The sequence below is a fragment of the Bacillus sp. 16GRE42 genome, assembly GCF_019837435.1.
In the GTDB taxonomy this organism is placed as follows: domain Bacteria; phylum Bacillota; class Bacilli; order Bacillales; family Bacillaceae_G; genus Bacillus_A; species Bacillus_A wiedmannii.
Map to the genome: position 1 here is coordinate 82,463 of NZ_JADAXF010000003.1, position 26,083 is coordinate 108,545.

The 26,083-nt window shown below is 34.4% G+C and carries 22 protein-coding genes, 2 pseudogenes, 1 riboswitch and 1 other annotated feature; of the genes and pseudogenes, 18 read left to right on the plus strand and 6 right to left on the minus strand.

The features are described 5' to 3' along the window. Nucleotides 1-78 precede the first annotated feature (78 nt). On the plus strand, nt 79-3,273 hold the full coding sequence (locus ILS93_RS17105) for a DEAD/DEAH box helicase (RefSeq protein WP_222654992.1): 3,195 nt from the start codon (nt 79-81) through the stop codon (nt 3,271-3,273). A 100-nt stretch (nt 3,274-3,373) separates the two neighbouring features. Here the strand turns inward: ILS93_RS17105 and ILS93_RS17110 are convergent, their stop codons facing one another. Beyond that, nucleotides 3,374-3,508: a DUF3934 domain-containing protein gene (locus tag ILS93_RS17110; RefSeq protein WP_000047588.1), complete on the minus strand. Its 135-nt coding sequence runs from the start codon at nt 3,506-3,508 to the stop codon at nt 3,374-3,376. A 405-nt stretch (nt 3,509-3,913) separates the two neighbouring features. Beyond that, nucleotides 3,914-4,172 (plus strand) — a binding site (T-box leader). A gap of 70 nt (nt 4,173-4,242) precedes the next feature. Here ILS93_RS17110 and asnA point away from each other — a divergent pair. Both asnA and ILS93_RS17120 read left to right on the plus strand, forming a co-directional pair. After that, on the plus strand, nt 4,243-5,226 hold the full coding sequence (gene asnA / locus ILS93_RS17115) for an aspartate--ammonia ligase (protein ID WP_061676615.1): 984 nt from the start codon (nt 4,243-4,245) through the stop codon (nt 5,224-5,226). A gap of 136 nt (nt 5,227-5,362) precedes the next feature. After that, nucleotides 5,363-5,800 (plus strand): helix-turn-helix domain-containing protein, encoded by a 438-nt coding sequence (locus ILS93_RS17120; protein WP_064476468.1) that lies wholly within the window; start codon nt 5,363-5,365, stop codon nt 5,798-5,800. A gap of 207 nt (nt 5,801-6,007) precedes the next feature. Here ILS93_RS17120 and ILS93_RS17125 read toward each other — a convergent pair whose 3' ends face one another. After that, nucleotides 6,008-6,460, minus strand: coding sequence for a VOC family protein (locus tag ILS93_RS17125; protein WP_064476467.1), 453 nt, complete (start codon nt 6,458-6,460; stop codon nt 6,008-6,010). A gap of 357 nt (nt 6,461-6,817) precedes the next feature. Beyond that, nucleotides 6,818-8,047 (minus strand): aspartate kinase, encoded by a 1,230-nt coding sequence (locus tag ILS93_RS17130; RefSeq protein ID WP_064476466.1) that lies wholly within the window; start codon nt 8,045-8,047, stop codon nt 6,818-6,820. A 199-nt stretch (nt 8,048-8,246) separates the two neighbouring features. After that, a riboswitch (Lysine riboswitch) is annotated at nt 8,247-8,433 on the minus strand. 191 nt (nt 8,434-8,624) lie between these two features. Here ILS93_RS17130 and ILS93_RS17135 point away from each other — a divergent pair. Genes ILS93_RS17135 through ILS93_RS17145 form a run of 3 tightly spaced genes read left to right on the plus strand, consistent with a single transcriptional unit; the run spans nt 8,625 to nt 11,779 of the window. Continuing rightward, entirely contained in the window at nt 8,625-9,533 is a 909-nt protein-coding gene (locus tag ILS93_RS17135) for a DoxX-like family protein (RefSeq protein ID WP_064476465.1), read from the plus strand. Nucleotides 9,534-9,536: 3 nt separating this feature from the next. Then, nucleotides 9,537-10,148, plus strand: coding sequence for a DUF4166 domain-containing protein (locus tag ILS93_RS17140; protein ID WP_064476464.1), 612 nt, complete (start codon nt 9,537-9,539; stop codon nt 10,146-10,148). Nucleotides 10,149-10,153: 5 nt separating this feature from the next. Continuing rightward, complete coding sequence (locus ILS93_RS17145; RefSeq protein WP_103655435.1) at nt 10,154-11,779, plus strand: YndJ family protein; 1,626 nt, start codon at nt 10,154-10,156, stop codon at nt 11,777-11,779. 28 nt (nt 11,780-11,807) lie between these two features. On the opposite strand, the gene ILS93_RS17150 is transcribed toward ILS93_RS17145, so the two are convergent. Continuing rightward, on the minus strand, nt 11,808-12,293 hold the full coding sequence (locus ILS93_RS17150; protein ID WP_222660972.1) for an 8-oxo-dGTP diphosphatase: 486 nt from the start codon (nt 12,291-12,293) through the stop codon (nt 11,808-11,810). Nucleotides 12,294-12,468: 175 nt separating this feature from the next. On the opposite strand from ILS93_RS17150, the gene ILS93_RS17155 reads away from it, so the two are divergent. The 4 genes and pseudogenes from ILS93_RS17155 (at nt 12,469) to ILS93_RS17170 (ending at nt 16,077) form a co-directional block, all read left to right on the plus strand. After that, the gene (locus tag ILS93_RS17155) at nt 12,469-13,713 is read left to right on the plus strand and encodes an N-acetylmuramoyl-L-alanine amidase (protein ID WP_098111224.1); all 1,245 of its coding nucleotides are present in this window, start codon (nt 12,469-12,471) and stop codon (nt 13,711-13,713) included. Nucleotides 13,714-13,968: 255 nt separating this feature from the next. Next, nucleotides 13,969-15,381: an S-layer homology domain-containing protein gene (locus ILS93_RS17160; RefSeq protein WP_103655436.1), complete on the plus strand. Its 1,413-nt coding sequence runs from the start codon at nt 13,969-13,971 to the stop codon at nt 15,379-15,381. A gap of 145 nt (nt 15,382-15,526) precedes the next feature. After that, nucleotides 15,527-15,664: pseudogene (locus ILS93_RS17165) on the plus strand (MFS transporter); the annotation flags it as partial. A 134-nt stretch (nt 15,665-15,798) separates the two neighbouring features. Then, nucleotides 15,799-16,077: a hypothetical protein gene (locus ILS93_RS17170; RefSeq protein WP_098111222.1), complete on the plus strand. Its 279-nt coding sequence runs from the start codon at nt 15,799-15,801 to the stop codon at nt 16,075-16,077. 19 nt (nt 16,078-16,096) lie between these two features. Here ILS93_RS17170 and ILS93_RS17175 read toward each other — a convergent pair whose 3' ends face one another. Continuing rightward, nucleotides 16,097-16,561 carry a hypothetical protein gene (locus ILS93_RS17175; RefSeq protein WP_064476458.1) on the minus strand — a complete coding sequence of 155 codons (465 nt, stop codon included), beginning with the start codon at nt 16,559-16,561 and terminating at the stop codon, nt 16,097-16,099. Between the two features lie 111 nt (nt 16,562-16,672). Here ILS93_RS17175 and ILS93_RS28720 point away from each other — a divergent pair. The 6 genes and pseudogenes from ILS93_RS28720 to ILS93_RS17205 form a co-directional block, all read left to right on the plus strand. After that, nucleotides 16,673-16,975 (plus strand): annotated as a pseudogene (locus ILS93_RS28720) (carbon starvation CstA family protein); the annotation flags it as partial. 89 nt (nt 16,976-17,064) lie between these two features. Beyond that, entirely contained in the window at nt 17,065-17,877 is an 813-nt protein-coding gene (locus tag ILS93_RS17185; RefSeq protein WP_064476456.1) for a polyphosphate kinase 2 family protein, read from the plus strand. A gap of 177 nt (nt 17,878-18,054) precedes the next feature. Next, the gene (locus ILS93_RS17190; protein ID WP_098103673.1) at nt 18,055-18,594 is read left to right on the plus strand and encodes a PadR family transcriptional regulator; all 540 of its coding nucleotides are present in this window, start codon (nt 18,055-18,057) and stop codon (nt 18,592-18,594) included. A 36-nt stretch (nt 18,595-18,630) separates the two neighbouring features. Then, a complete protein-coding gene (locus ILS93_RS17195) occupies nt 18,631-20,379 on the plus strand; it encodes an MFS transporter (RefSeq protein WP_098103672.1) in 1,749 nt (582 codons plus the stop codon). 299 nt (nt 20,380-20,678) lie between these two features. Continuing rightward, nucleotides 20,679-21,014: a YrdB family protein gene (locus ILS93_RS17200; protein ID WP_064476453.1), complete on the plus strand. Its 336-nt coding sequence runs from the start codon at nt 20,679-20,681 to the stop codon at nt 21,012-21,014. Nucleotides 21,015-21,232: 218 nt separating this feature from the next. Then, the gene (locus tag ILS93_RS17205) at nt 21,233-22,501 is read left to right on the plus strand and encodes an MFS transporter (RefSeq protein ID WP_064476452.1); all 1,269 of its coding nucleotides are present in this window, start codon (nt 21,233-21,235) and stop codon (nt 22,499-22,501) included. 87 nt (nt 22,502-22,588) lie between these two features. Here ILS93_RS17205 and ILS93_RS17210 read toward each other — a convergent pair whose 3' ends face one another. After that, nucleotides 22,589-23,572 carry a ketoacyl-ACP synthase III gene (locus ILS93_RS17210; protein WP_098103293.1) on the minus strand — a complete coding sequence of 328 codons (984 nt, stop codon included), beginning with the start codon at nt 23,570-23,572 and terminating at the stop codon, nt 22,589-22,591. Between the two features lie 182 nt (nt 23,573-23,754). On the opposite strand from ILS93_RS17210, the gene ILS93_RS17215 reads away from it, so the two are divergent. Both ILS93_RS17215 and hflX read left to right on the plus strand, forming a co-directional pair. Next, nucleotides 23,755-24,309, plus strand: coding sequence for a hypothetical protein (locus ILS93_RS17215; protein WP_064476450.1), 555 nt, complete (start codon nt 23,755-23,757; stop codon nt 24,307-24,309). Nucleotides 24,310-24,793: 484 nt separating this feature from the next. Then, the gene (gene hflX, locus ILS93_RS17220) at nt 24,794-26,053 is read left to right on the plus strand and encodes a GTPase HflX (protein ID WP_061673188.1); all 1,260 of its coding nucleotides are present in this window, start codon (nt 24,794-24,796) and stop codon (nt 26,051-26,053) included. Nucleotides 26,054-26,083: the final 30 nt, after the last annotated feature.

Below are 26,083 nucleotides of genomic sequence, written 5' to 3' on the forward strand. Positions count from 1 at the left end.
ATATTTTATATTTTCTCGTTGAGCATGTAAAATGTTAAGTAAGAGAAAATGGTTTTACATTAAGGAAGTGTCAAAACAATGAGCTTTACATTAAATAAATCGATTATAAAAGAAGTATGCGGAGAGACCTCATATAAAAGAGGCGAAGCTTATTATAAAGCAAATAAAGTAATTGTGAATCATTATGATGAAACGAAAGAAATTTGTGAGGCGACGGTAAAAGGGAATGAAGATTTTCATGTTACAGTAGAAAAAGCTAAAAAAGGTGATGTAGTTGCGAGATGCAGTTGTCCTTCATTAGCGTCTTTTCAAACGTACTGTCAACATGTTGCAGCCGTACTAATACAAATAAATTATAATCAGCAAACGGGTGGCATGGGCTCTGTTAGTAGCAGAAGTGATCAATTAACAAACGGGATGTTTCAGTTGTTTGCAGAAAAACCACTGAGGCCCAAAAGTAAACAACACCGTTTTGATACACGTGAAATATTAGATGTGGCGTTTATCTGTTCACCAGTAGCAACGAAAAGCGGTGGGGCCCTTCTTGGAATTCAGTTAAAACTTGCGAAAACATATTTTATAAATCAGATTAGAGAATTTCTTTCTAAAGTGGAGAAAAGAGAGACTTTTCATTGTTCCAATGAATTTACATACACGCCAGATGTACATAGTTTTAAACAAGAAACGGACGCGATTATACAACAACTCATTAAAATATATCATAACGAAAAAATGTATGAAGATGCACTAGAAGTACATGCGAAACAAGATGAAAGTATGATATTCATACCGCCAGCTTCGTGGAAAGATATGCTCTCTTCACTTTCTAAAGTTGAGTATGTACAACTGAAACAAAATGAACAACAGTTTCAGGGCTTACAAATTTCAAACGGTTTATTGCCATTACATTTTGAGTTTACGAAAGGAAATAATGGTGGATTCACACTTCATATAGACGGCCTAAATCGTGTTCAAGTTATGGAAATGTATAACAACGCTCTTTACGATGGGAAATTATATCATTTACCTATGGAAGATTGTATGCGACTTATTGAATTGCAAAAGATGATGAATCGCTCAAATAGCAATCAGTTTTATATTCCTGAAAGTAAGATGGAACATTTTGTAGCGAAAGTTGTGCCAGGATTAATGAAACTTGGAACGGTACGAATTGATAAAGTAATATCAGATCGTGTTGAAACGCCGTCGCTAAAAGCAAAACTGTATTTAGATCGTGTGAAAAATCGTTTGTTAGCAGGTCTTGAATTTCATTATGGAAACGTCATGATCAATCCGTTAGAAGAAGACGGACAGCCGTCTGTTTTTAATCGTGATGAGAAAAAGGAAAAAGAGATTTTAGACGTTATGAGTGAAAGTGCCTTTGCGAAAACAGAAGGCGGTTACTTTATGCATAATGAAGAGGCGGAGTATAACTTTTTATATCACGTCGTTCCGTCGTTAAAAGGATTAGTTGATATTTATGCGACGACAGCAATTAAATTACGTATTCATAAAGGGGATACAGCACCACTTATTAGAGTGAGAAGAAAAGAAAGAATTGATTGGTTATCATTTCGTTTTGATATAAAAGGAATACCGGAAGCAGAAATTAAAGGTGTATTAGTCGCTCTTGAAGAGAAACGCAAATATTACCGATTAGCGAATGGTTCTTTATTATCACTAGAGAGCAAAGAGTTTAATGAAATTAATCAGTTTGTAAAAGAATCGGGTATTCGAAAAGAATTTTTACACGGGGAAGAAGTGAATGTTCCGCTTATTCGGAGTGTGAAATGGATGAGTGGACTTCACGAAGGTAATGTTTTAAGTTTAGATGAATCTGTGCAAGATTTAGTTGAAAGTATTCAAAATCCGAAAAAATTAAAGTTTACAGTGCCGCAAACTTTACATGCTGTAATGAGAGAGTATCAAGTATACGGATTCGAGTGGATGAAAACACTTGCCCATTACCGTTTTGGTGGTATTTTAGCAGACGATATGGGGCTTGGAAAAACGCTGCAAAGTATTGCTTTTATAGATTCTGTTTTGCCTGAAATTAGAGAGAAGAAGCTGCCTATATTAGTCGTTTCTCCGTCATCTCTTGTTTATAATTGGTTAAGTGAATTGAAAAAATTCGCTCCGCATATTAGAGCAGTGATTGCAGATGGAAATCAAACAGAGCGGCGAAAAATCTTAAAAGATATAGCGGAATTTGATGTCGTAATTACGTCATATCCATTACTGAGAAGAGATATAAGATCGTATGCAAGGCCATTTCATACACTGTTTCTTGATGAAGCACAGGCGTTTAAAAATCCTACAACGCAAACTGCAAGAGCGGTAAAAACGATTCAAGCTGAGTATCGTTTCGGACTAACGGGAACGCCTGTCGAAAATTCATTAGAAGAGTTATGGTCTATCTTCCATGTCGTATTTCCGGAATTATTACCAGGAAGAAAAGAATTCGGTGATTTAAGGCGCGAAGATATAGCGAAGCGCATTAAACCTTTCGTATTAAGACGATTAAAAGAAGACGTATTACAGGAGCTTCCAGATAAAATAGAGCACTTACAGTCATCGGAGTTATTACCAGATCAAAAGAGGCTTTATGCTGCTTATTTAGCGAAGTTAAGAGAAGAAACGTTAAAACATTTAGATAAAGATACGTTACGTAAAAATAAAATTAGAATTTTAGCTGGTTTAACGAGACTGCGACAAATTTGTAATCATCCGGCTTTATTCGTTGATGATTATAAGGGGAGTTCAGCTAAATTTGAACAACTGTTAGAGATACTAGAGGAATGTAGAAGTACTGGTAAGAGAATTTTAATCTTTTCTCAATTTACGAAGATGCTGTCTATTATTGGTCGTGAGTTAAATCGTCAAGCGATTCCATACTTTTATTTAGACGGGAGTACACCATCACAAGAACGTGTAGAGCTATGTAATCGATTTAACGAGGGGGAAGGGGATCTATTTCTCATTTCTTTAAAAGCTGGTGGTACGGGTCTTAACTTAACGGGTGCCGATACGGTTATATTATACGATTTATGGTGGAATCCAGCTGTTGAACAACAAGCAGCAGATAGAGCATATCGAATGGGACAAAAAAATACAGTACAAGTTATAAAATTAGTAGCCCACGGAACAATTGAGGAAAAAATGCATGAACTGCAAGAGAGTAAGAAAAATTTAATCGCTCAAGTGATTGAGCCGGGAGAAGAGAAATTATCATCAATCACGGAGGAAGAAATTCGAGATATTTTAATGATTTAATATAAAAAGCTATGCCTTCAAATGTATGAGTGCATAGCTTTTTTGTTGTAATAATTATATTTTGTTTTGTACAAAGTAAAGAAATCAAATGTTATTTAAATTACTTCTTTGTACCTTTACTTTTGTATGGCTTTGCAGCTGCCTTTTTCTTTGCACTTGATTGCCAACGATTCCATCCTTTACTTCCTGTACCTTGCCCTACACCTTTTTTCGGTTTTGCTTTCGTTTTACTCATATGATCACTCCGTTATATAAAAATCTTATTTGATAATAGTCAATGATTTAGAAAATACTCTTTATAAATGACTATGATTACTTTAAGTAAAAATAAACTGCTTGAATGCTATAGTATAACATGAATTTGCAAGTAAACTGAAAGGAATTACAAAGAAAATGAAAATAATACGAAATACTGCGGATTCTATATTTCGAACGATTACATTACTTGTTGTGTATATGTTAGTCTCGGTTAGTGAAACGTTTTTTGGATTGACAAGGCAAAAGAAGTGAAGATGTTATATTGAAAACAATCAATAAAGCCGTAAAATAAAGAATTGAAAAATATTTTTAAATTTTTGTTGACTTTCTTTATTTTTTGTATAGAATAATCATTAATAAAATGTTTCAGAGATGTGACAACAAAACGACTATGAAAGGACGAGTAGTAGTAGGATGTAGTCTAAGCGAGTCAGGGGTGGTGTGAGCCTGATACGAAGCCTATTATGAAGAACCTCCTGGAGTTGCTAACCGAAATCCTTTACAGGAAAGTAGACTTAGCCGGGAACTTCGCCGTTACAAGAAGAACAGTATCGAGATATTTCATCTCCGTATTGTATAAGTGAGCAACCTCTGTTGCTAATTTGGGTGGTACCGCGGAACCAAAGTCTTTCGTCCCAGTTTTTTGGGAAAGAAGGGCTTTTTTTGTTGGCTTCTTTTCACAACATCCAAACATTTTAGGAGGAAACCACCATGTATCAATCATTAATGACAGTAAGAGAGACTCAAATCGCAATTAAGGAAGTTAAAACATTTTTCGAGGATCAATTAGCAAAACGCCTTGAACTATTCCGCGTATCTGCACCATTATTCGTAACGAAAAAATCAGGATTAAACGATCACTTAAACGGTGTAGAACGCCCAATTGAATTTGATATGTTACATTCAGGAGAAGAATTAGAAATTGTTCACTCACTAGCGAAGTGGAAAAGATTCGCATTACATGAATACGGATATGAAGCTGGTGAAGGTTTATATACAAACATGAACGCAATTCGTCGTGATGAAGAACTTGATGCAACACATTCCATTTACGTTGACCAATGGGATTGGGAAAAAATCGTTCAAAAAGAATGGCGTACTGTAGACTACTTACAAAAAACAGTACAAACAATTTATGGAATATTCAAAGATTTAGAAGACCACTTATTTGAAAAGTATCCGTTCCTTGGAAAGTATTTACCAGAAGAAATTGTTTTCATCACTTCCCAAGAACTAGAAGATAAATATCCAGAATTAACACCGAAAGATCGTGAACATGCAATTGCGAAAGAGCATGGTGCAGTATTCATTATCGGAATTGGTGATGCACTTCGTTCAGGTGAAAAGCATGATGGACGCGCAGCTGATTATGATGATTGGAAATTAAACGGTGACATTTTATTCTGGCACCCAGTATTACAATCTTCATTCGAATTATCATCAATGGGAATTCGTGTTGATAGTAAATCACTTGATGAGCAGTTAACGAAAACAGGTGAAGACTTCAAACGTGAGTATGATTTCCATAAAGGTATTTTAGAAGACGTACTACCATTAACAATTGGCGGTGGTATTGGACAATCAAGAATGTGCATGTACTTCTTACGAAAAGCACATATCGGTGAAGTTCAATCTTCTGTATGGCCTGACGATTTACGTGAAGCTTGCAAGAAGGAAAACATTCATCTGTTTTAATAGAAGAGAGAGGATAACTCAAAGAGTTATTCTCTCTTTTTTATTGTGTAAACGAATGGTTTACAGTGAATTTTACCAATAGTTTCTTTCTTTTTTATCTCCTATTATGTAATAATTTGTTAAAGGAGGGGACGTTATGAGCTTAGGACAACAACTTAAAAAATTAAGAGAATCAAAAGGATTTTCACAAGAAGATGTTGCTAAAAAAATTGGTGTGACAAGGCAAGCTGTGTATAAATGGGAACATGATAAAAGCTGTCCGGATATTGATAATTTAATTTTGCTTAGCGAAATGTATAATGTTACGCTCGATGAGTTAATAAAAGGGAACCGAAATTTAAAAGAGAAAATACATATTGATGAAGATGAGTATTTTGAGAAAGAGAATGAGTTTGGTTTTTATATTGGGTTTGGTTTGCTAATTGTGAGTGCTTTCGTTGATTATGAAGGAATGCAAGAGATCTTATTAGGAATAGCACTATTCATGATGGTTTTTTACTCTGACGTGAAGAAAGTTATTTTGAATGAGTTCAGATCGTTTTTTAAAAGAAAAGATATATATGATAAAAAGTGAGAAGAGCTAGTTATATTTCTTAGGAAAGAGTATAACAAGTAATTGAATTGTTTTATAATGATTTCGGGATGTTGATAGTATGTTAAAAAGCTCAAACAAGTATAACCCCGTTTTAAAGCTAGGACGGGGTTGAAAATCTAAGTTTTATTAATCAAGAAGTTCTTTTAAATATTTTTATTTCAGTAAAGACTTCTTATAAAACATTACTTACTTGTTACCGAGTTGTTCCGCTAAACCGATTAAAATTCCTTCGGTTCCACGAATGTAGCAGAGTCGATATGAGTTCTCGTACTGAACTACTTCGCCAACGAGTTGAGCACCATGCTTAATCAGTCTCGATACCATTTCGTCAATGTCTTCGACAGTGAACATGACGCGCAAATAACCGAGGGTGTTTACAGGAGCTGTCCGGTGATCTGCTATAGTAGATGGTGTGAGAAATCGAGAAAGTTCAATTCGGCTATGGCCATCTGGGGTCACCATCATAGCAATCTCCACGCACTGAGAACCGAGTCCGGTTACGCGACCAGCCCATTCACCTTCGACAGTAGCTCGCCCTTCGAGTTTTAATCCAATCTCTTCGAAGAAAGATATTGCGTTATCAAGGGATTCTACAACGATGCTGACATTGTCCATTCTTAGTAATCTGTTGTTTGCCATAGTCTTTATCTCCTTATATGTATAAATTTATTATTTAATTCTCCCCATAATTATACTAAAATCTCTTCTAAATAAAAAACACCTTGTCACAGTGTAGGGAAATGTGACAAGGTGTTTTCAGGTATAGTATATAACATCTTGTTAACGAACAACACTTCGAAAACCTTCTACTACTGAGATACGCATGAACTTTATTTCGTGAATGCTATTATGTTCAAGTAGTTTCAAGAATTTGATACTGTAATTGCTATTCGATAGAATAACTTCGACTTTCCCACAAAACAGTCCTACCCTGTTTCTATTTATATAGGAAGAAAATAGATTCATATAATTTGTTTTAAGTGTTACTAGTGGAAATTAACTCATCTGCACTAAAGGCTCAATTTTTGCCATAAATGATTGATGCAGCGCCTCAACACCTGTTACTAAATGAAGGCGGTCAATAACGACAGATACTTTAATTTCTGATGTACTTACCATTTTAATATGAATATCTTCTTCTTTTAAAGTAGTGAACATATTCGCAGCAACTCCTGGATTAGAGACCATACCAGATCCTACAATGGATACTTTTGCTAAATGATTTTCATATTCTACAGATTCATAGTGAAGTGTTTCTTGATTTTGTTCCAATACCTCTAATGTTTCTTTTAAATCATTAGAATGGATTGAGAAGGAGAGGTGAACAGTTCCTTCATTTGTAATACTTTGAATGATGATATCTACATTAATATGTGCTGTTGCCAATGTAGAGAAAACTGTTGAAAGTGCACCTTGTTCCAATCCTTTCATTGTGACGCGTGTAATATTATCTTCAAATGCAATACCTTTAACGATTGATTGTTGTTCCATGTTACATTCTCCTTTTACAATTGTTCCGTTTTCTTGTTCCATACTTGAGCGAACTTCTAACATGACATTATGATTTTTAGCAAACTCAACAGCACGCGGGTGTAATACACCAGCACCGAGGTTTGCTAGTTCTAGCATTTCGTCATAAGAAATTTCATCTAATTTATAAGCATCTTTTACAACTCGTGGGTCCGTCGTATATACACCGGTCACATCCGTGTAAATATCACATTTTTTTGCTTTCAGTGCAGCAGCTAATGCAACAGCAGTTGTATCAGAACCACCGCGGCCAAGCGTTGTAATTTCATGGTTTTCGCTGATTCCTTGGAAGCCAGCTACAATAACAATCGTGCCTTCAGTAAGATAAGACTGAATTCGATCTGTATGAATTTCAGTAATCCGTGCACTACTATGTACAGATTCTGTCGTAATACCAGCTTGCCATCCAGTTAATGAAATTGCGTTATAGCCTTTTGCTTGTAGTGCCATCGTTAATAATGAAATAGTCACTTGCTCTCCTGTTGATAGAAGCATATCCATTTCGCGTTTACTCGGATTTTCTGAAATCGCGTTAGCAAGTGCTACGAGTTCATCTGTGCTTTTTCCCATTGCTGAAACGACAGAGACGATGCTATGTCCTCGTTCATATTCTTCAATAATTAAATTTGCTACATGTTGAATGCGCTCAACGCTTCCAACAGAAGTGCCACCAAATTTTTGTACAATCGTTTCCATTACGAATTCCTTCTTTCATCCATTTTTAAGAATAGATTAGGACATATATAGATCCCAATATTCCTGTAGTTACCAGAGAAAAACAAAAAACACCATCTCAAATAAGTGAGGATGGTGCTGTTACAGGAAAAGGGAAACAGAAAACGGAGCTAATAAAAAAACCGCCAAAAAAGGAATACCATAAAAATGATATCTCTTTTTTGTAGATAGCTCTTCATACATACACTTCTGTACATATGACAGTTCTGTTTCTATTCGAAAACAGCCCCAATCGATAAATGCAGAGAAAATTATCGATTTCGGCAATACTTCCTTTCATCTAATTTCATAGACATCTCTGTGTCTCCATTAGAATAATCATAAGTATCGCAACCTCTATCTCACGTTTTAGGCGAGAGTGTTTGATTTATGAAGTTGTTGGTAACATTTATTTTATAATAATTTAAATTTTTCGGGGAATCAAGTGTTTTGTATAAATTTTAAAAATTCTTTCTTTTCTTGAAGGAGTTTGTGAAAACTGTAGCAAAATAAATTCATAGCATGTACATTAAATTTATAGTGCATAGGAGGTGGAAGAATGAAGGGGAAAAAGCCTATTTATGTTTCGGCAGAAATGAACACAACAATGGAAAAAATATGGGGATATACACAGGAACCAGATATACATACAGAATGGGATGCTCGCTTTACTGAAATTTCGTATTTAGAGAAAAAAGAAGGAGAACCGCAGAAGTTTTTATATAAAACTAAAATTGGATTTGGACTTGAAATAGCTGGTGAAGGGGAATCGATAGGTGAAATAAGAAAAGAAACGGGTGAAAGAATTTCTTCTTTAAAATTTTGGACAGATAATAAATTATCACTTATTCAAATAGGGCGTGGTTATTGGAAGTATACACCGCGTGAAGAATACATTCATTTTGAGACGCAATATGATTACGATACGAGGTTTGGTCGTATAGGAAATGTAATAGATTTCTATATGTTTCGTCCGTTATTAGGCTGGGCGACTGCTTGGAGTTTTGATGCGTTAAAATTATGGATAGAAAAGGGACTTCATCCGAGATTACTAATTAGAAGAACGATGACATATTGGCTCGTATGTTTTTTATTTGCTTTTGTATGGATGTATCAAGGAATAGTGCCGAAACTATTGTTTACTCATTCAGAAGAAGTAAAAATGCTATCTGTGATGATTGGTTCAACTGAACATAGTATTTTTGTACTTAAAATAATTGGATTACTAGAACTTATTTTTGGTGTCATATGGTTGTTGCCATTTCAAAAACGAAAAGTATTTATCGTACATATTTTTATGTTAATAGCCTTAACGATAGCGGCGGGTTTTACGAATATCGTAAGCTTTACAGAGCCGTTTAATCCAATTACATTAAACGTTCTACTAATGGGGTTATCAATTGTCGGTTATATAAATAGCACGAATTTGCCAAGCGCAAAAAATTGCAAGAGGAAGAGAAAGGGATAATGTATGGCTAATATGTATGAAAGACTATTAGGGGATTCTTATAAAAAGCTTCATCCAAAATTACAGAAACGCTATGAAATTACAGAAGAAAATAGCTTTACTGGAGAAGGAAATATGGATGAAATTTACGGAGGTTCTTTTTTCGTGAAATTGATATTAAAAATTGCATCGAAGTTTAGAATGTTTTTCTCTGAGCGGGGGAAGGAAGTGCCATTTACAATACATAATACCGCTGAGCGAGATGAACATGGAAATGAACTTGTGCGGTGGAATCGTACTTTTTATTTTCATAATAAAAAAAGATATTTTAACGCCGTTATGCAGTTGGATGAAGAGAATAATGAAATTGTAGATTATTTTGGTGAACCGCACATACTTGTTTCTACGTTGGATTTTCATATTGATGAGGTGGGGGCAATACATATTTCTTCAAAGAAACAATGGTTCTACATGTTTGGAAGAAAATGCCTGTTACCTAGATTTTTATACGGAGAGGCCAAAATTGTGGAAAGTTATGATGAAACACTACAATGTTTTCGAATTCATGTACAAGTACGCAATCCGTTAATTGGTTCATTATTTTCATATAAGGGAACATTTGTGGAGAGGAAATAAATGTTATGAAAAATATAATAGTTGGGCTTGCTTGTTATATTATTTTTCTAATATGTGAGTGGTCAAATATAAACCCAGTGGAAGCAATTATATTATTATCTATTTTGTTATTTATACCGATGTCATTTTGCATCATTGATAAGAAAACAAGAAATGGATCGTATGTATCTTTTTATAAATTTGTATCGCTGTTATATCCAATCGCAGCAATTAGTGCAACGTTAGCTTTCGTAACAAATCACTATTTCTTTGCGATACTTTGGTTTGTATATACAGGAATTATTGCGTTATTTGGTGTAAGTAGAGTGCTAGAAAGAGGATGGAAACAGTTAGAAGAGACAGCTATTGATAGTGCGTTTATTTATTTGTTTCTAGGTGGTTTTTGGTTTTTTGCTTCAGTAGCAAAGCTTTCCATTATGCACTTTAGTTCTGACATTGTTTTGCTTACCGCTGCACACTTTCATTATTCGGCATTTCTATTGCCGTTATCAGCTGGTTTAATTGGGAGAAAAAGAGAAAAAAGAAGTAAAGTATATGATGCTATTATGTTTGTCATCGTCATTTCACCTATGACAGTTGCAATAGGGATTACGTACTCAAGAGTATTTGAATTTTTTGCAGTGTTCCTATATTTATGTGCTATTTATGGTTATGGGATTTATGTTTGGCGCACGAAATTTAATGCTATCAGTGCAAAGATTCTCCTGATCATATCGTCTAGTACACTCATGGTAACAATTATGTTTTCACTTATATATTCGTATGGGAATTTGAAACATGTACTGATGATTACAATTGCTCAAATGGTTTGGATTCACGGTGTTGTCAATGGAATTGGAGTAGCGTTACCAGCATTTGTCGGCTGGATGATTGAAAATAGTGCCCCGAATTATAAATATTACGGGAAACCAATGAGCGGGTTAAGAGGAAATGCGACAGTTGGTGAAGCATTTTTACATAACAGAAATTTAATAGATAGCAAGGAATACAAAGGTTTAGTTGATAAAATGAATGATTTTCATAGTGAGGCATTTGACGTGACGAAGATTCCTTTAAGTATTACTCGTTTTTATGAAAATACAAAAGAGTATGAGTTACAATCGCATATTAAGTGGGCTCGTTGGTTTCGTCCGGTTGCATTTTGCTATGAGAAAATGAGTAAGCGTGTAGGACAAATACATTTAGGAATGGGCGGTAAGTGGGAAACGATGCATGGCTCTATCGTTGGGATAATAGATGAGAAAGATGGAAGGGAGAATGTAAGGGCTTGGCTAAGAAAAAATGAAGCAGGAGAATCTATTTTTGTAGCTCTTTACTCAAAGCACACATATAAGAGCGAGACATATATGAATATTGCATTACCTTTACCATATTCGAATATGACGGGGGTTTTAAAATTATGTAATAAGAGTAATGATTTCATTATTACTAGTAAGTTGAGAAAAAATGGTAAGGGGGATGAGGGGATTTATTTACATACTCGTTTCTTTACAATACGTTTACCGTTAGCAGAGACTTTTATTATGAAAGAGTGCACGGATCAACTACTAGAAGCAAATCATAGAATGTGGATATTTGGAGTTAAGTTTTTAGAAATTGATTATGAGATTAAGAAAATAGAGAAGAAGTAAAAAAACTTGGAGAGATTCCAAGCTTTTTTTATGTATGCGTAATTGTCATAGTAACTTGTTTATCTAAGTCTCGGTCCCAAACGCGTTGAATTTCAAACGTAACTTTTTCAAAAAATAATGGGAATCTTTCTTTAAACCAATCTTGCATAGGAAGATTTAATGCTGTTTCGATTGGTACCCATAATAATTCGCCTTCAGGAGGATTCAAAAGGAGTTCACCTTCAAATGAATCTGTCCAATAGTTAAATACCATATATCGAACATTTTCTTTCGGATTTACGTATTCATCTAATCCCTTAAAAGTTAAATTTGAAACAAGTAATCCAGTTTCTTCTTTTACTTCTCGTTTAGCAGCTTGGACGATACTTTCTGGAAAATCTACTTTACCGCCAGGAGCGATATAACCAGGGAATCCTAGATGATCGGGGCGCTGTATTAGCAATACTTTGTTATTACGCTGAATCATACACATTGTATACATACGGTGTTCTATATCTTTCCAATCCTTGCTCATGGGAACCTCTCCTCTTATAAAATAAGAATCTTATAGTTTTTAACTATAGTTATATATGACAAAAAATACAATAATAATACAAATTTATACAAATTTCAATTGACTATTACTAATTTTCAGAACTATAATTAGTCTGTTATATAAATACATTGTACTTGAGAGGGGAATATATTCTATGAAAAATAGAATAATTGCAGCAGGATTAATTGCAGCTAGTATATTAACTTATTCATCTAGTAGTTTCGCACAAACAAAAAAATTTCCAGATGTCGTAGCTAAACATTGGGCAGAAGATTCTATTTACTATTTAGTAGATAAAGGTGCAGTTACAGGTAACGATAAAGGAATGTTCGAGCCTGGAAAAGAAATCACTCGTGCAGAAGCAGCTACAATGATGGCTAAAATCTTAAACTTACCAATCGATAAAAATGCTAAACCATCTTTCGGTGATTCTCAAAACGATTGGTACACTCCATTCATCGCAGCTGTAGAAAAAGCTGGTGTTGTTAAAGGGAAAGGCCCAGGCGTCTTTGACCCAACTGGGAAAATTGACCGAGTTTCAATGGCATCTCTTCTTGTAGAAGCTTACAAATTAGAGTCTAAAGTAAACGGTACTCCAGCAACTAAATTCAAAGATTTAGAAACATTAAACTGGGGTAAAGAAAAAGCTAACATCCTAGTTGAATTAGGCATCTCTCTTGGTACTGGTGAGAAGTGGGAGCCTAAGAAAACTGTAACGAAAGCAGAAGCAGCACAGTTTATTGCAAAGGCTGACTCACTTAAAGTAGGTAATCCTTTAGTAGAGCAGATGATTATTATTGATCCAGGTCATGGAGGAACAGATCCTGGGAAAGCAACACAAGGATTACATGAGAGTGATATTGTATTAGATACATCTAAAAGATTACAAAGTTTAATAGAGAAACATACTCCATTCCGTGTGATGTTAACACGTGAAACAGATATTCGTCTTGGTGAAAAACAAGGAGAAGACCTTAAAAATCGTGTGGATTTCGCGAAAGAACATAATGGAGATATTTTTGTAAGTATCCATGCAAATGCTTCTCAAAAACATGATGGACATGGAACAGAAACTTTTTATTATAAAGGATCTGAAAAGAAAGAATTAACTGAGCGTGAAAAAGATAGTTATATGTTAGCTGATAAAATACAAAAGCGATTAGTTAAAGCTCTAGATACAAGAGATCGTGGTGTGAAACCAGAAGACTTTTATGTACTAAGAGAAAATGAGATGCCAGCAGTACTAACGGAGCTAGCATTTTTAGATAACAGCGCGGATTATGAGAAGTTAGCTTCAGAATCTGGAAGACAAATAGCTGCTGAGGCAATTTATGCGGGTATTTTAGATTATTATGAGTGGAAAGGTTTTGATGTTTCAAAATCTCGTTTAACGAAATAACAATGTTGATTGTTAAGTCCATCGTCTATATAGAGGTGGGCTTTTTATGTAAGTTTTTGTGATTTTATATCGGAATAAAAAGATATATCGTATTATGCTGATTATGAATAAAATAAAGGTAGATTAGTTTATTTTTATCACGTATACTTTTACTGTTGACTAATTAAGAGTTTGTTAGTTTAATAGGGAAAATTATACGATAAAGGGAGGCAAGTTAACACGGTACAAGCATATAGAAAACGTGTTAAACAATTTATGAAAAAAGTTATTTCTAATGTGTTAGCAGTGACAGTCGCACTTCAAGTAGTGCTGGCTCCAGCAACTTCGTTTGCATCTACAAAAGAGTTTCCAGACGTTCCGAAAAATCATTGGGCACTTGAAGCGATTACTGATTTAACGTCAAAAGGGGTTATTGCAGGTTACGATAATGGTAAATTTGGCTTTGGAGACGTTGTAACTCGTGAGCAAGTAGCAGCATTAATGTATCGCGCATTAAAACCAGAATTAAAAAGCGATTATAAAAATCCATACTCTGATATTAGCGCAGGAACGACGATGTTCCCAAAAGAAATTTTGGCATTAACAGATATGGGGATTTTCGTAGGTGATGGTAAAGGGACGTTTAGACCGAAAGAATCATTAACTCGTGCTGAAATGTCTGTTATTTTGCAAAGAGCATTTAAATTAGAAGTAAAAGCACCACATACATTTAATGATATAGATGCAACACACTGGTGGGCAAAAGAAGCAATTAGTGCATTGCAATCCAATGGTGTATCGGTAGGGAATGGGCTTGGAGGATTTGATCCATCGGGTGTATTAACACGTGAAAGCTATGCACAATTATTATATAAAGCGATGCAAATTAAAAATGATGTTCCTGTTGAACAGCCATCGTATATTAATTTAGACGTAACTTTGCCATCTAACGTAACGGCACTAGAGATTGATAATTTCATTAAAAAATCGCATTCGGATAGTCCACTTATTGGAACTGGTAAAGATTTTATTCAAGCACAAAATGAGTACGGTGTGAGCGCACTATATTTAGCTGCACATGCAATCTTAGAATCTGCGTACGGTAAATCAGAAATTGCATATCGTAAACATAATTTATTTGGTTTAAGAGCATATGATCGTGACCCATTTGCATATGCAAAATATTTACCGTCATATAAGGAAAGTATTTCTTACAATGCTGATTATGTAAGGAAGAACTACTTAGAAGAAGGTGCAAATTATTTCAGCGGTTACACATTACCTGATATGAATGAAAAGTATGCAACAGATAAAGAATGGGCTGGCAAAATCGCTAATATTATGGAGCGTATTAAACCGTTTAACAAGAAAGATTATGAAAATGTAAAACGATTACCGAAAAATCCTAATACATTAAATGTAGAGGCATTAGGAAAAGACATTCCATATAAAGATTATGCAAAAGATGCAACAGGTACTGTTCAATTAGTAGGCTCTTACTATCAAGTGCCATATCCATTTGGCTATACAATTAAGAGTGTACCGAATGTTACACAAAATGAAGTTGGAAAATTAGAAAATGGTAAGAAAGTAAATGTATATCGTGAAGATCCAAACGGTTGGGTAGAATTTTCATTTGAAAATGCTCAAGAAAAGTATTGGACATTGAAGAAGAACTTAAAATTATAAATAAAAAAGGTGTTTTCATTTATGAAAACACCTTTTTTATATTTTTACCAATAATTTAACAGTTTCATATATAATTAAAATTATTTAAGATTGAATTTTCTGTTTTATAATCGATATTAACTTAATTTGAAAAGAGGAGAGAGGTATGCAAGGAGAAATACGAACAGAGAAAAATGTAAGTTATATTGGTAAATTGTTATTGCCGGTTAAAGTGTCACCATATATTAATATTTTATGGATTGGGCAATTATTTTCGACTTTAGGTAGTTCGATAACGATGGTTAGCTATTGTCATAAGTGGCGAGATAACGATTATAACACTAGTTATATTAGTACTTGTAACAATGGGAGTAGCATTATGTGTACCAAGTATTCGACGAGTTGATTGATGATATAAGGGAAAGGAGAATAACTTATATGATTATAGAAAACTTGAACGATATAGTAGCAAAGGAATTGGTCAGCCAATACACTTTGCAGGAAAAGGTCTTTGAAGCAAAAAATTTCACAATCTATATCGCCACCCATAGAGAAAATAAGCTAACATATAATCAACTAGTATTAGTAAAACATCTTTGTAACGAAAAGCCTTCCGTACATATTTGGGACAAGAAAATTAGTACGGAAGCAACAGAACTAGAAATCACAAAAGAAGTAACAGAAGCGATTCAATCTGGTTTTGTAAATGAAGAATAAGCCCTAATCAAATTAGGGCTTATTCTTCATTAAACACAAATGTTTGTTTCATTTGTTCCCCCTCATTTACCGGATGACCGTTGTATGAGAAATTTTTTTCTTCCCAAGTAATGACGACTTTAAAATTATGGCTATTAAAGTCTAAAGGGAATACGATGTAGTCAGAGCTTGTTTGACTTTTAGAAACGTTGCTATTTAACGTAGTAGGATTAAAAGTAGCTTTAGAGGTAGGAGTGTTATCAAGTATTTCCACTGATACATTTGATACATCATTACCGATGTTTTTTACGAGTAAACTATATGTATCATATACACCCTGTTTTGGCTGCACTGCTTGCTTGTTTGCGTTATGAGATTTGTCAATTTCGATATACCACTGTTTAGACTTTGATTCAATTGGTAGTGAGTGAAATGTGTATGCACTAGCTTGTATTGGTAGTGCGAAACAGATTAGTGCAAAGAGAGAAAATATTTTTCGTTTCATCTTTAAAGTACTCCCATTCTGTAACGGATTTATTTGTTATTATCTTCTTTTTTTGAGAGGGTATACCATAATTCAATTGTAAAAAAATATAGTCTCTCTTTGTGAATAAGATGGAGATATTTCTCTTGGGCTAACCAATCGACTGCAGCAATTGCGTGATGGATTGGAACGATGTATTTATTCATAAAAGGGAAACCGTATGTTGTTTCCTTAATTCCCGCGAAAGTCATGCAACTCATGACTTTCATTTACATTTTAAATGCAAAAATTGGTTTTAATATTCCGTTAAACACATCTTATATGGTAGGTGCGGTTATTACCGTTATGTTAACTGCTGTATTCTTTATAAAAGCTGTGAAAAATAAAAATGAGAATATTGAAGTAGATGTGCAATTAGAGAAGGAAGCTGTGTAGAGATTTTTCTACACAGTTTTTTCTAATGTGAAAAAATTTCCAATAATATGTTAAAATAACATTGTCATACAACAAGGGGGATTTGTTTTATGGAAAATGGATATCTTGCTAAAGTAGATGTAACGAAAAGAATTGAATCGAAATCTAAGTACAATAAGAGACTAGAAAAATATCAAAGGCGCTTATTAGCATTGCAGCAAATTGTAAAAGAAGAAAAAATTGCGGTTATGCTCGTTATGGAAGGCTGGGATGCGGCTGGAAAAGGCGGAGCGATTAAGCGAGTGACGGAACATCTTGATCCGCGCGGGTTTCAAGTAAATCCAATTGGAGCACCAGCACCTCATGAAAAACGGTACCATTACTTGCAACGTTTCTGGCGAAAACTTCCTCAGTACGGGCAAATTACTATTTTTGATCGCTCATGGTACGGACGTGTGTTAGTGGAGCGTGTTGAAGGGTTTGCTACAAAGGAAGAGTGGACGAGAGGGTATGATGAGATTAATGATTTTGAAAAACTATTAACAGATGATCATTATATAATCGGGAAGTTTTTCTATCATATTAGTAAAGATGAACAATTAAAGAGGTTTAAAGATAGAGAGAACAATCCTTTGAAAAGATGGAAAATTACAGACGAAGATTGGCGTAACCGTGAAAAGTGGGACGAGTATGTTGAAGCAATGGAAGACATGTTTGAAAAAACAAATAAGCCAAATGCGAAATGGGAAATTATCGAAAGTAATGATAAATTGTATGCTCGTGTGAAAACGTTAAAAATCATTATTGCATTAATTGAGGATTATTTCTTAGAGCATGGTATAGAATTACCTTCGTATTATTATGAAATGAAAGAGGGTAAGACAGAAGGTTTTGAAGCTAATCAAGATGAAGTTGTAAAATAGTACAAAGTTTGTATATGAAATATAAAGTAGAGCTACCCTGTAATTTTGAACAATAAAATTACAGGGTGTTCTTTTATTTAGAAACATTTTACAATTAATAGAATAGGGTATATAATCAATAATCATATTAATATTGTTAATATGATTATTGATTATATACTATGTGGGGGTCTTATTTTGAAGGGAAGAGATGTTGTTTTAGGTTTATTGATGGAAAAAGAATTGTCTGGTTATGATATTAAAATTGTGTTCGAAGACGTATTTACTCATTTTTTTGATGGGAGTTTTGGAATGATCTATCCAACGTTACGACAGTTGGAAAAAGAGGGGAAAATAAAGAAAGAGGTTATTATGCAAGAAGGGAAACCGAATAAGAAAATGTACTTTATTACAGATGAAGGGCGTGAAGAGTTTTATCAATACATGCAAACAGATGTAGAGAAAGATGTTTTACGTTCAGATTTTTTAATGAGGATGTATTTTGGTAATTATAGCGATGACAAGGCGATAAAAAAATGGATTGAGGACGAAATTGAAAGGAAAGAGGTATACATTGCGGATCTTCGTTTGAAATATGAAAAGTGGAGAGAAGGTATTACTTTTGTTGAGGAAATTTCACTCGATTTAGGTATTGCATCATATAGTGCTCAAGTAGAGACATTGAAAAGAAAACTAGAGCAACTAGAAGTAAAAAAACACAATAAAACAGAAGAATGAAAAACACGTTCATAATAAATAAAGGGGTAGATGAACATGGAGCAATCAAAGGGTATTAAGATTGTCTTTTTAATGTGCTTAGGTATATTTCTTTGTATGATTGATACGACAATTATGAATATAGCTTTACCGGCCATACAAACGAGTGTAAATACTTCATTAGAAAAGATGTCTTGGATATTAAATGTTTATACGATGACGATTGCAGTACTAGCCATTCCACTAGGACGGATAGCTGATATTTTTGGGAAAGCAAAGATGTATATTCTTGGTTTGATAATTTTTGGTGGTGGATCAGTGCTTTGTGCTTTTGCTAATACGGGCGATTTTCTCATCTTTTCTCGTTTTATACAAAGTATTGGTGCAGCAATTTTATTTCCGACAAGTATGGTAATCGGCGTTTCAGCAATGCCATTAGCAAAGAGACATGTTGCACTTGCAATTTTAGGGGTAACACAAGGACTATCAGCTGCAATGGGACCAGTAATAGGTGGAATTATTACACAAAATTTCGGTTGGAGATGGGTGTTCTTCATAAATGTTCCTATTTGTATTCTTGGAATCATTTTATGCTGTATTATGCTGCAAATAAAAAATGAAGAACGTATTATCTCAAAAATAGATTGGGTAGGACTACTATTAAGTAGCACAGCAATTTTTTCTTTTACTCTCATATTAGTAAAAGGCAATACATGGGGATGGCAAAGTAATATTGCTTTGTCTTGTTATGCAATTAGCACTATTTCTCTTATTCTATTTGTTTTAGTAGAACGAAAGATTCATAATCCAATGGTGAATTTAAAGTTATTTCAAGATCGAATGTTTGTCGGAGCGTCTATCGTTGTCATATTAAGTAATTTATTTTTAATTGGAGTTACTGTATTGCTTCCGACGTTCTTGACGAAAATACAAGGCCGAACGGAAATTGAAGCAGCTTTTTTAGTGACACCTATTTCAGCAATGATATTTTTTGTCTCACCAGTTGCAGCAACTTTAATTAAAAAACTCGGAAAAGTAACTATTATTTTGTCAGGCTTTCTTGTTATGGGTTTCTCTTATTATTGGTTGCAAATGATTGATGTTAATTCAACGAATATTGAAATTATTATTCCATGTATGATATTAGGTGTTGGGTATGGTTTAGTAGTAGGTCCAATTACAGTTTTAAGTGCTTCTTCGTTTGAAGGGGAATTATTAACCGCTTCTCAAAGTGTTGTCTCGATGTTGCGGCAAGTAGGAATTGTATTAGCAGTTGCAATATTTGTATCTAACTTAACGCACAATTTAGCTGTAAATAAAGAGAATGTATATCGTTATGCAGAAGAAAAATTGCATAATATTCATGTGAGTAGTGCCCAGCAGGCTGAGATATTAGAAATAACAAAAGGAAAAATAGAGAACCAAAGTATAGAAACAAATGTAGAAAAACATCAAAATGAAACATTTGTAGGGTTAAATAAAGAGAAAAAAGATGCATTAATTCACCAAAAAGTGGATGAAGTATTAAGAGAAATTCCAGTAGAATATAGAGATGTAAAAAGAGAAGAAGTTATGAATCAAGTGACAAAAGAAGTTGAAAAACAAGAGGAAAGTATAAAGAAAGAAGTACTCGCATTTTCGGATGATGTGAATCACTATGCTCAAAATCAGATGGCAATGAGTTTTACAGATTTATATAAAGCAAGTGTGCCGATTATCTTAGTTTTTGCTTTAGTAAGTTTGTTATTTTGGGAAGGAAAGGCTTTGAGTAAAAGAAGGGAAAAAAGGATAGTAGGGGGATTGTAAGGGAAATAGGCTAAATATGAATTTCACCCTAATTATTGAAAGTTGGTTATTAACAAAGGAAAGAACTCCATGGACGAAACGTGAATGGCGAAGTTCTTCCCTTTGTGCTTATAGGCATATGTGTCACTATCATTTAAGTATTTACTCTCATTCATTATCAGCCAAAATCAAAGATGAACTGAATAGTATGAATAAGTATTTTTACATACAATGAATAGGTACGTATCAAGTTCAAATATAGGATGCATAATATTATTTTTATAGGATTCTACATAAGTTTTCAAGGGGGGCTTTATAATATGTCTATAAAACATATAAATCTGGTGACAAGATTTTTTATAGAATTATTTGCTCTTGCATCACTATGTTATTGGGGCTTTCAATTTTTTGGGGATGTATATGGGAAATATGTTTTTGGTATTGGTTCACCACTACTTTTTGCGATAATATGGGGGCGGTTCATTGCACCTAAAGCATCATTAAAATTGACAGAACCATATAGGTTTATGTTAGAAATCATATTGTTTGGAGTTAGCTCTGTTGCTCTATATACTGTTGATCAAATAACCTTTGCTATTATTCTTGCAGTGTTATTTATAATAAATCGCACTTTAATCATTGTTTGGAAACAATAAATTTACTACGGTATCTATATAAAATCATATGTTATGTAGTTTTTTTATTATATTATTTAACTTTAATAATACAGAAGAGTAGTGTTAAAACTTAGGGGATTATTATTTGAAGTGGAGGAGCAATAAAATATGAATAAATTTAAGAGTTATAAATTGGGGATTTTGCTGTTCTATAGTACATTAACAAGGGGGATTAGTTTTATAGAGAGGGTGAGGAAATGATAGATACAGCAGATGCTTCAATAAGTAATCATATATATACAGAAGAAGAACAACAAAAATTATACAAAAGAACATTACTAATCGTAAGTATTTCACAAATGTTCGGTGGAGCAGGGTTAGCTGCCGGAATTACAGTAGGTGCACTTCTTGCGCAGCAAATGCTTGGGACAGATGCATATGCAGGGTTACCAGCTGCTATGTTTACAATGGGATCTGCGGTAGCGGCTTTCTTTGTTGGGAAGTTATCACAAAAACATGGTCGTCGCATAGGGCTTGCAGGAGGTTTTATAGTAGGTGGAATAGGGGCTATTGGAGTTGTGGTGGCAGCTTTAACAAATAGTATTATTCTTTTACTAGTTTCTTTACTTATATATGGCGCGGGCACAGCTACGAATTTACAAGCACGTTATGCTGGAACCGATTTAGCGAATAAGAAGCAAAGAGCAACTGCTATTAGTATTACGATGGTAATGACGACCTTTGGTGCAGTCGCAGGTCCAAATTTAGTAGGTGTAATGGGAAGGTTTGCTCATTCAATTGGAATTCCTGAACTTGCTGGTCCGTTCATATTATCGGCAGCAGCATTTATACTAGCTGGTCTTATTCTATTTGTTATGCTTCGTCCAGATCCGTTACTTATTGCTAATATGATAGAAACATATAAACAAGAGCATACATATAAAGGGCAACCAGTAATAGAAGAAGCAACAGAAAATAAACGAGGTATTACAGTTGGAGCTATCGTAATGATACTTACGCAAATCGTGATGGTTGCGATTATGACGATGACGCCAGTTCATATGGGACACCACGGTCATGCTTTAAGTGCAGTAGGTCTTGTAATTGGTTTTCATGTAGGTGCAATGTATCTTCCGTCTCTCGTTACGGGAATGTTAATTGATAAAATTGGCAGAACTACGATGAGTATAGCTGGTGGAGTGATTTTACTAGCAGCAGGTGTCATAGCGGCGATAGCGCCAAGTGATTCTTTAATACTATTAATTCTTGCTTTGTCTTTACTTGGATTAGGATGGAACCTCGGTTTAATCAGTGGTACGGCTCAAATTGTTGATGCAACTATACCTTCCACACGTGCAAAAACACAAGGGAAAATAGATGTGTTTATTGCGCTAGCTGGAGCTTCAGGTGGAGCGATGTCAGGAATGGTAGTGGCAAATTCAAGTTATGCGGCATTGTCATTAGCTGGAGGAGTTTTAGCTTTCATGCTTATTCCTGTTGTGATATGGACTCGGACAGGTAAATAAAATTAAGATAGTAGAAGCAGCGTTCAAAGGGAGGTAATCAATCTTTGAATGCTGCTTTTTTGTAGTTAGTTGTATAAAAGAAAAATGTTAGTTTAAATCCCACTCCACAATAAGCCCTAAATGAGTAAGACCACCACCAAACCCGTATAGTAAAAGTGTGTCTCCGTTATTTAATTTCCCTTCTTTTCTAGCTAAATCTAGAGCGAGTGGAATAGAAGCTGAAGATGTATTCCCCATGTATTTTACACTCGTTAAAGTATTTTGAATTGGAATTTCTGTTTTCTCACAAATAGATTCAATCATTCGTAAGTTAACACTGTGTGGTATGAACCAGTCTATATCATCTATTTGCATATTGGCGGTATGTAATAGTTCTTTTATACCTGCTGGTACCGTACGTGTTGCCCATTTATATACTTCTCTCCCATTCTGAACGATTTTTTCATTTGTTTGTAGTGGTGTACCATTCATAGTAGTAGATAAGTTTGTTCTGTATAGATGAATGCCACCAGCACCATTTGTTCCCATATGAGCAGCGATAAAGCTTGGTTTGTTTTCATCTCTTTCTAATAAAATAGCTCCAGCACCATCACCGAATAAAATACAGGTCGTTCTATCGGTGTAATCGGTAACTTTTGATAATGTCTCTGTCGCTACGACAGGTACTTTTTCATGTGATCCAGAAGTGATTAAGCTATTAGCTACGTGTAGTCCATATGTGAAACCGGCGCAAGTTGCATTTAAATCAAAAGCTAGTGTATGGGGGATGTTGAAGTGTTGTTGTATTTGACATGCGACACTAGGAAAAACATAGTCAGCAGTTGTTGTAGCGACGATGATACAGTTGATATCTTCTAAGTTCTTTTTAAATGTTGTACATAAATTTTCAATTGCGTTAATGGCTAAGTGTGAGGAGTATTCGCCTTCGCTAGTAATCCTTCTTTCCTTTATTCCTGTTCTTTGTACAATCCATTCATCAATCGTATCGATCATTTTTTCTAAATCATTATTAGATAATATTTGATTTGGAACATGAGTACCAATTGTAGTAATACGGGATTTAGAATGCATGGGAACATCTCCTAACTTTTATTTTTATAACCGGATACTAATATCAGGTTATAAAAATGTCAATAAAGACTTTTGTTGTATTGAAACGATAATGCTTAACTTACTATGAAGGAATTTGGTGAGTGTTGTAAAAATAATATACGAGAAGTTTCAAAAATTGATAATGGGGGGAGTTGAGCTCCTTGAAAAGGATTTTATACATGGTTTCTGTTGTCATTATTTATAGCTTTATTCTTATTATTTTTCCAGAGAAATCTCATGCTTGTGATTGTGTTAACGTATCAGCAAAAGATGCATTTCAAAAAAACGATGTAGTGTTTGAGGGGAAGGTAATTGAGGTTGGAAGGAAAGAAGGGGGTGGAATTGAAGTATTATTTGAAGTGAAGGGAATTTGGAAAGGGACAACATCTTCGCAAATTATTGTATATACAAATGGTGGTGATTGTGTGTTTCACTTTGTAGAGGGAGGAGAGTACTTAGTATATTCTTCTCAAAGAGGATCAGACAAACAATTATACACACATAGTTGCAGTAGAACGAAGAGATTAGATGAGGCAGGGGCGGACAAAGTGGCTTTAAGTCAAATTGCAAAAGAGTCTGTTCCGACGAAGAAAGTGGATTTGAAAGGAGAAATGGTGAGTGATTTAAGTTGGTGGCAAGTTGTTACTCTTTCTATAGGTCTGTTACTGATAGTAGCTCTTGTGATTTTTATTGTAAGAAGAATGCGCAAAAAATGACGATTAAAGTAAAAATACAAAGATTTTCTTTCTGTTTCTATAGGTGGTTTAATCTTGTGAAAGCGAATTACTTATGCTACACTTTATGTAACTTAAAATGAACGGAGGGGCTTCCTTTGATCTTAATCAGATTACGTCTCAATACTTTGTGCCAATAATTGAATAGCGCTCAAAGGCTCTGTCTGTGTACAGAGTGAACGGGATTGGTCTGCCTATTTTAAAGGAACCCTTTATTAAGCTTATATGTGAAAAAGAGGGAGGGACGAATACGCCCTCTTTTTGTTTTGCCTTTATAAATAGAATGAGATCGTATAGGTGAACACTTATTGTGGATGCGTTATATGATCATGGGACTTTTTGACTATGAGATAGGATGAAAGTATAACTTTCTTCTATTTCTTTGGTGAACCCTTATCCGTTTACGAAAACACAGGCAGTAACCTGTGTTTTTTATTTTACGTAATCGAAATGGAGGAATAAATATATGGAAGAATTATTACAAAGAGCAGTTTTAGTTGGAGTGAATTTAGGTAATGAAGATGATTTTGCATATTCAATGGAAGAGCTAACAAACCTTGCAGAAGCTTGTGATGTAGAGGTAATTGGGCAAGTGACGCAAAATTTACAACGAGTAAATCCTTCCCATTATATTGGAAAAGGAAAGATTGAAGAAGTAGCAGCGTATGTAAATGAAGTAGATGCGAATATGGTAATCTTTAACGACGAATTATCTCCTTCACAAATTCGAAATTTAGAAGCGGATTTAGATTGTAAAGTAATTGACCGTACCATATTAATTTTAGATATTTTTGCGCAACGTGCGAAAACGAAAGAAGCACAGTTGCAAGTAGAGGTAGCGCACCTTCAGTATATGATGCCTCGTTTAATCGGTCTTCGTGAATCGTTAGGAAGACAGAGCGGCGGAGTTGGTACGAAAAATAAAGGTGTCGGTGAGAAGAAATTAGAGTTAGATCGTCGTAAAATTGAAGAACAAATTTCAGTTTTAAATAAAGATCTAGAAGCACTTGTTGCCCAGCGTCAAACGCAGCGAAAGCAACGTAAGAAAAATGAAGTACCAGTTGTAGCATTAGTAGGCTATACGAACGCCGGAAAGTCAACGACGATGAATGCAATGCTTGAAATTTACAATGGTACTGAAGAAAAACAAGTATTTGAAAAAGATATGTTATTCGCGACGTTAGAAACATCTGTACGAAATATTGATTTGCCAGATAACAAATCATTCTTATTAACAGATACAGTTGGATTTGTAAGCAAATTACCGCATCACCTTGTAAAAGCTTTCCGTTCAACATTGGAAGAGGTAGCTGAAGCAGACCTACTTATTCACGTTGTAGATTACGCAAATCCAAATTACGAACAATTAATTGATATTACAAATGAAACGTTAAAGAAAATTGGAGTAGAAAATATTCCAACCATTTATGCTTATAATAAATCAGATATGGTAGACGTTGAAATTCCGAAAGTACAAGAAGACCGGGTTTATTTATCAGCGAAGAAACATGTTGGGATAGAAGAGCTTGTCGAAATGATTCGTTCACACATTTATAAAGAGTATACGAAGTGTGAAATGTTAATTCCGTATGATCAAGGACAGGTAGTTTCTTATTTCAATAATCATGCGCACGTTTTATCTACAAGTTATGAAAACGAAGGTACGAAACTAGAAGTAGAATGTAAGACGAGTGATTACGAAAAGTATAAGCGTTTTGCGATTTAATAAAAAAGGCGATCCTAATATATGTTAGGA

Bases quoted from the DNA above. Each gene is read 5' to 3' on its own strand.
- ILS93_RS17155 (WP_098111224.1), top strand. From the start codon at position 12,469: ATGAAAAATAGAATAATTGCAGCAGGATTAATTGCAGCTAGTATATTA.
- ILS93_RS17150 (WP_222660972.1), bottom strand. From the start codon at position 12,293: ATGAGCAAGGATTGGAAAGATATAGAACACCGTATGTATACAATGTGT.
- ILS93_RS17185 (WP_064476456.1), top strand. From the start codon at position 17,065: ATGGAAAATGGATATCTTGCTAAAGTAGATGTAACGAAAAGAATTGAA.
- ILS93_RS17210 (WP_098103293.1), bottom strand. From the start codon at position 23,572: ATGCATTCTAAATCCCGTATTACTACAATTGGTACTCATGTTCCAAAT.
- ILS93_RS17195 (WP_098103672.1), top strand. From the start codon at position 18,631: ATGGAGCAATCAAAGGGTATTAAGATTGTCTTTTTAATGTGCTTAGGT.
- ILS93_RS17170 (WP_098111222.1), top strand. From the start codon at position 15,799: ATGATTATAGAAAACTTGAACGATATAGTAGCAAAGGAATTGGTCAGC.
- ILS93_RS17140 (WP_064476464.1), top strand. From the start codon at position 9,537: ATGGCTAATATGTATGAAAGACTATTAGGGGATTCTTATAAAAAGCTT.
- ILS93_RS17125 (WP_064476467.1), bottom strand. From the start codon at position 6,460: ATGGCAAACAACAGATTACTAAGAATGGACAATGTCAGCATCGTTGTA.
- ILS93_RS17200 (WP_064476453.1), top strand. From the start codon at position 20,679: ATGTCTATAAAACATATAAATCTGGTGACAAGATTTTTTATAGAATTA.
- ILS93_RS17120 (WP_064476468.1), top strand. From the start codon at position 5,363: ATGAGCTTAGGACAACAACTTAAAAAATTAAGAGAATCAAAAGGATTT.
- hflX (WP_061673188.1), top strand. From the start codon at position 24,794: ATGGAAGAATTATTACAAAGAGCAGTTTTAGTTGGAGTGAATTTAGGT.
- ILS93_RS17130 (WP_064476466.1), bottom strand. From the start codon at position 8,047: ATGGAAACGATTGTACAAAAATTTGGTGGCACTTCTGTTGGAAGCGTT.
- ILS93_RS17135 (WP_064476465.1), top strand. From the start codon at position 8,625: ATGAAGGGGAAAAAGCCTATTTATGTTTCGGCAGAAATGAACACAACA.
- ILS93_RS17145 (WP_103655435.1), top strand. From the start codon at position 10,154: ATGAAAAATATAATAGTTGGGCTTGCTTGTTATATTATTTTTCTAATA.
- ILS93_RS17105 (WP_222654992.1), top strand. From the start codon at position 79: ATGAGCTTTACATTAAATAAATCGATTATAAAAGAAGTATGCGGAGAG.
- ILS93_RS17110 (WP_000047588.1), bottom strand. From the start codon at position 3,508: ATGAGTAAAACGAAAGCAAAACCGAAAAAAGGTGTAGGGCAAGGTACA.
- ILS93_RS17175 (WP_064476458.1), bottom strand. From the start codon at position 16,561: ATGAAACGAAAAATATTTTCTCTCTTTGCACTAATCTGTTTCGCACTA.
- asnA (WP_061676615.1), top strand. From the start codon at position 4,243: ATGTATCAATCATTAATGACAGTAAGAGAGACTCAAATCGCAATTAAG.
- ILS93_RS17205 (WP_064476452.1), top strand. From the start codon at position 21,233: ATGATAGATACAGCAGATGCTTCAATAAGTAATCATATATATACAGAA.
- ILS93_RS17160 (WP_103655436.1), top strand. From the start codon at position 13,969: ATGAAAAAAGTTATTTCTAATGTGTTAGCAGTGACAGTCGCACTTCAA.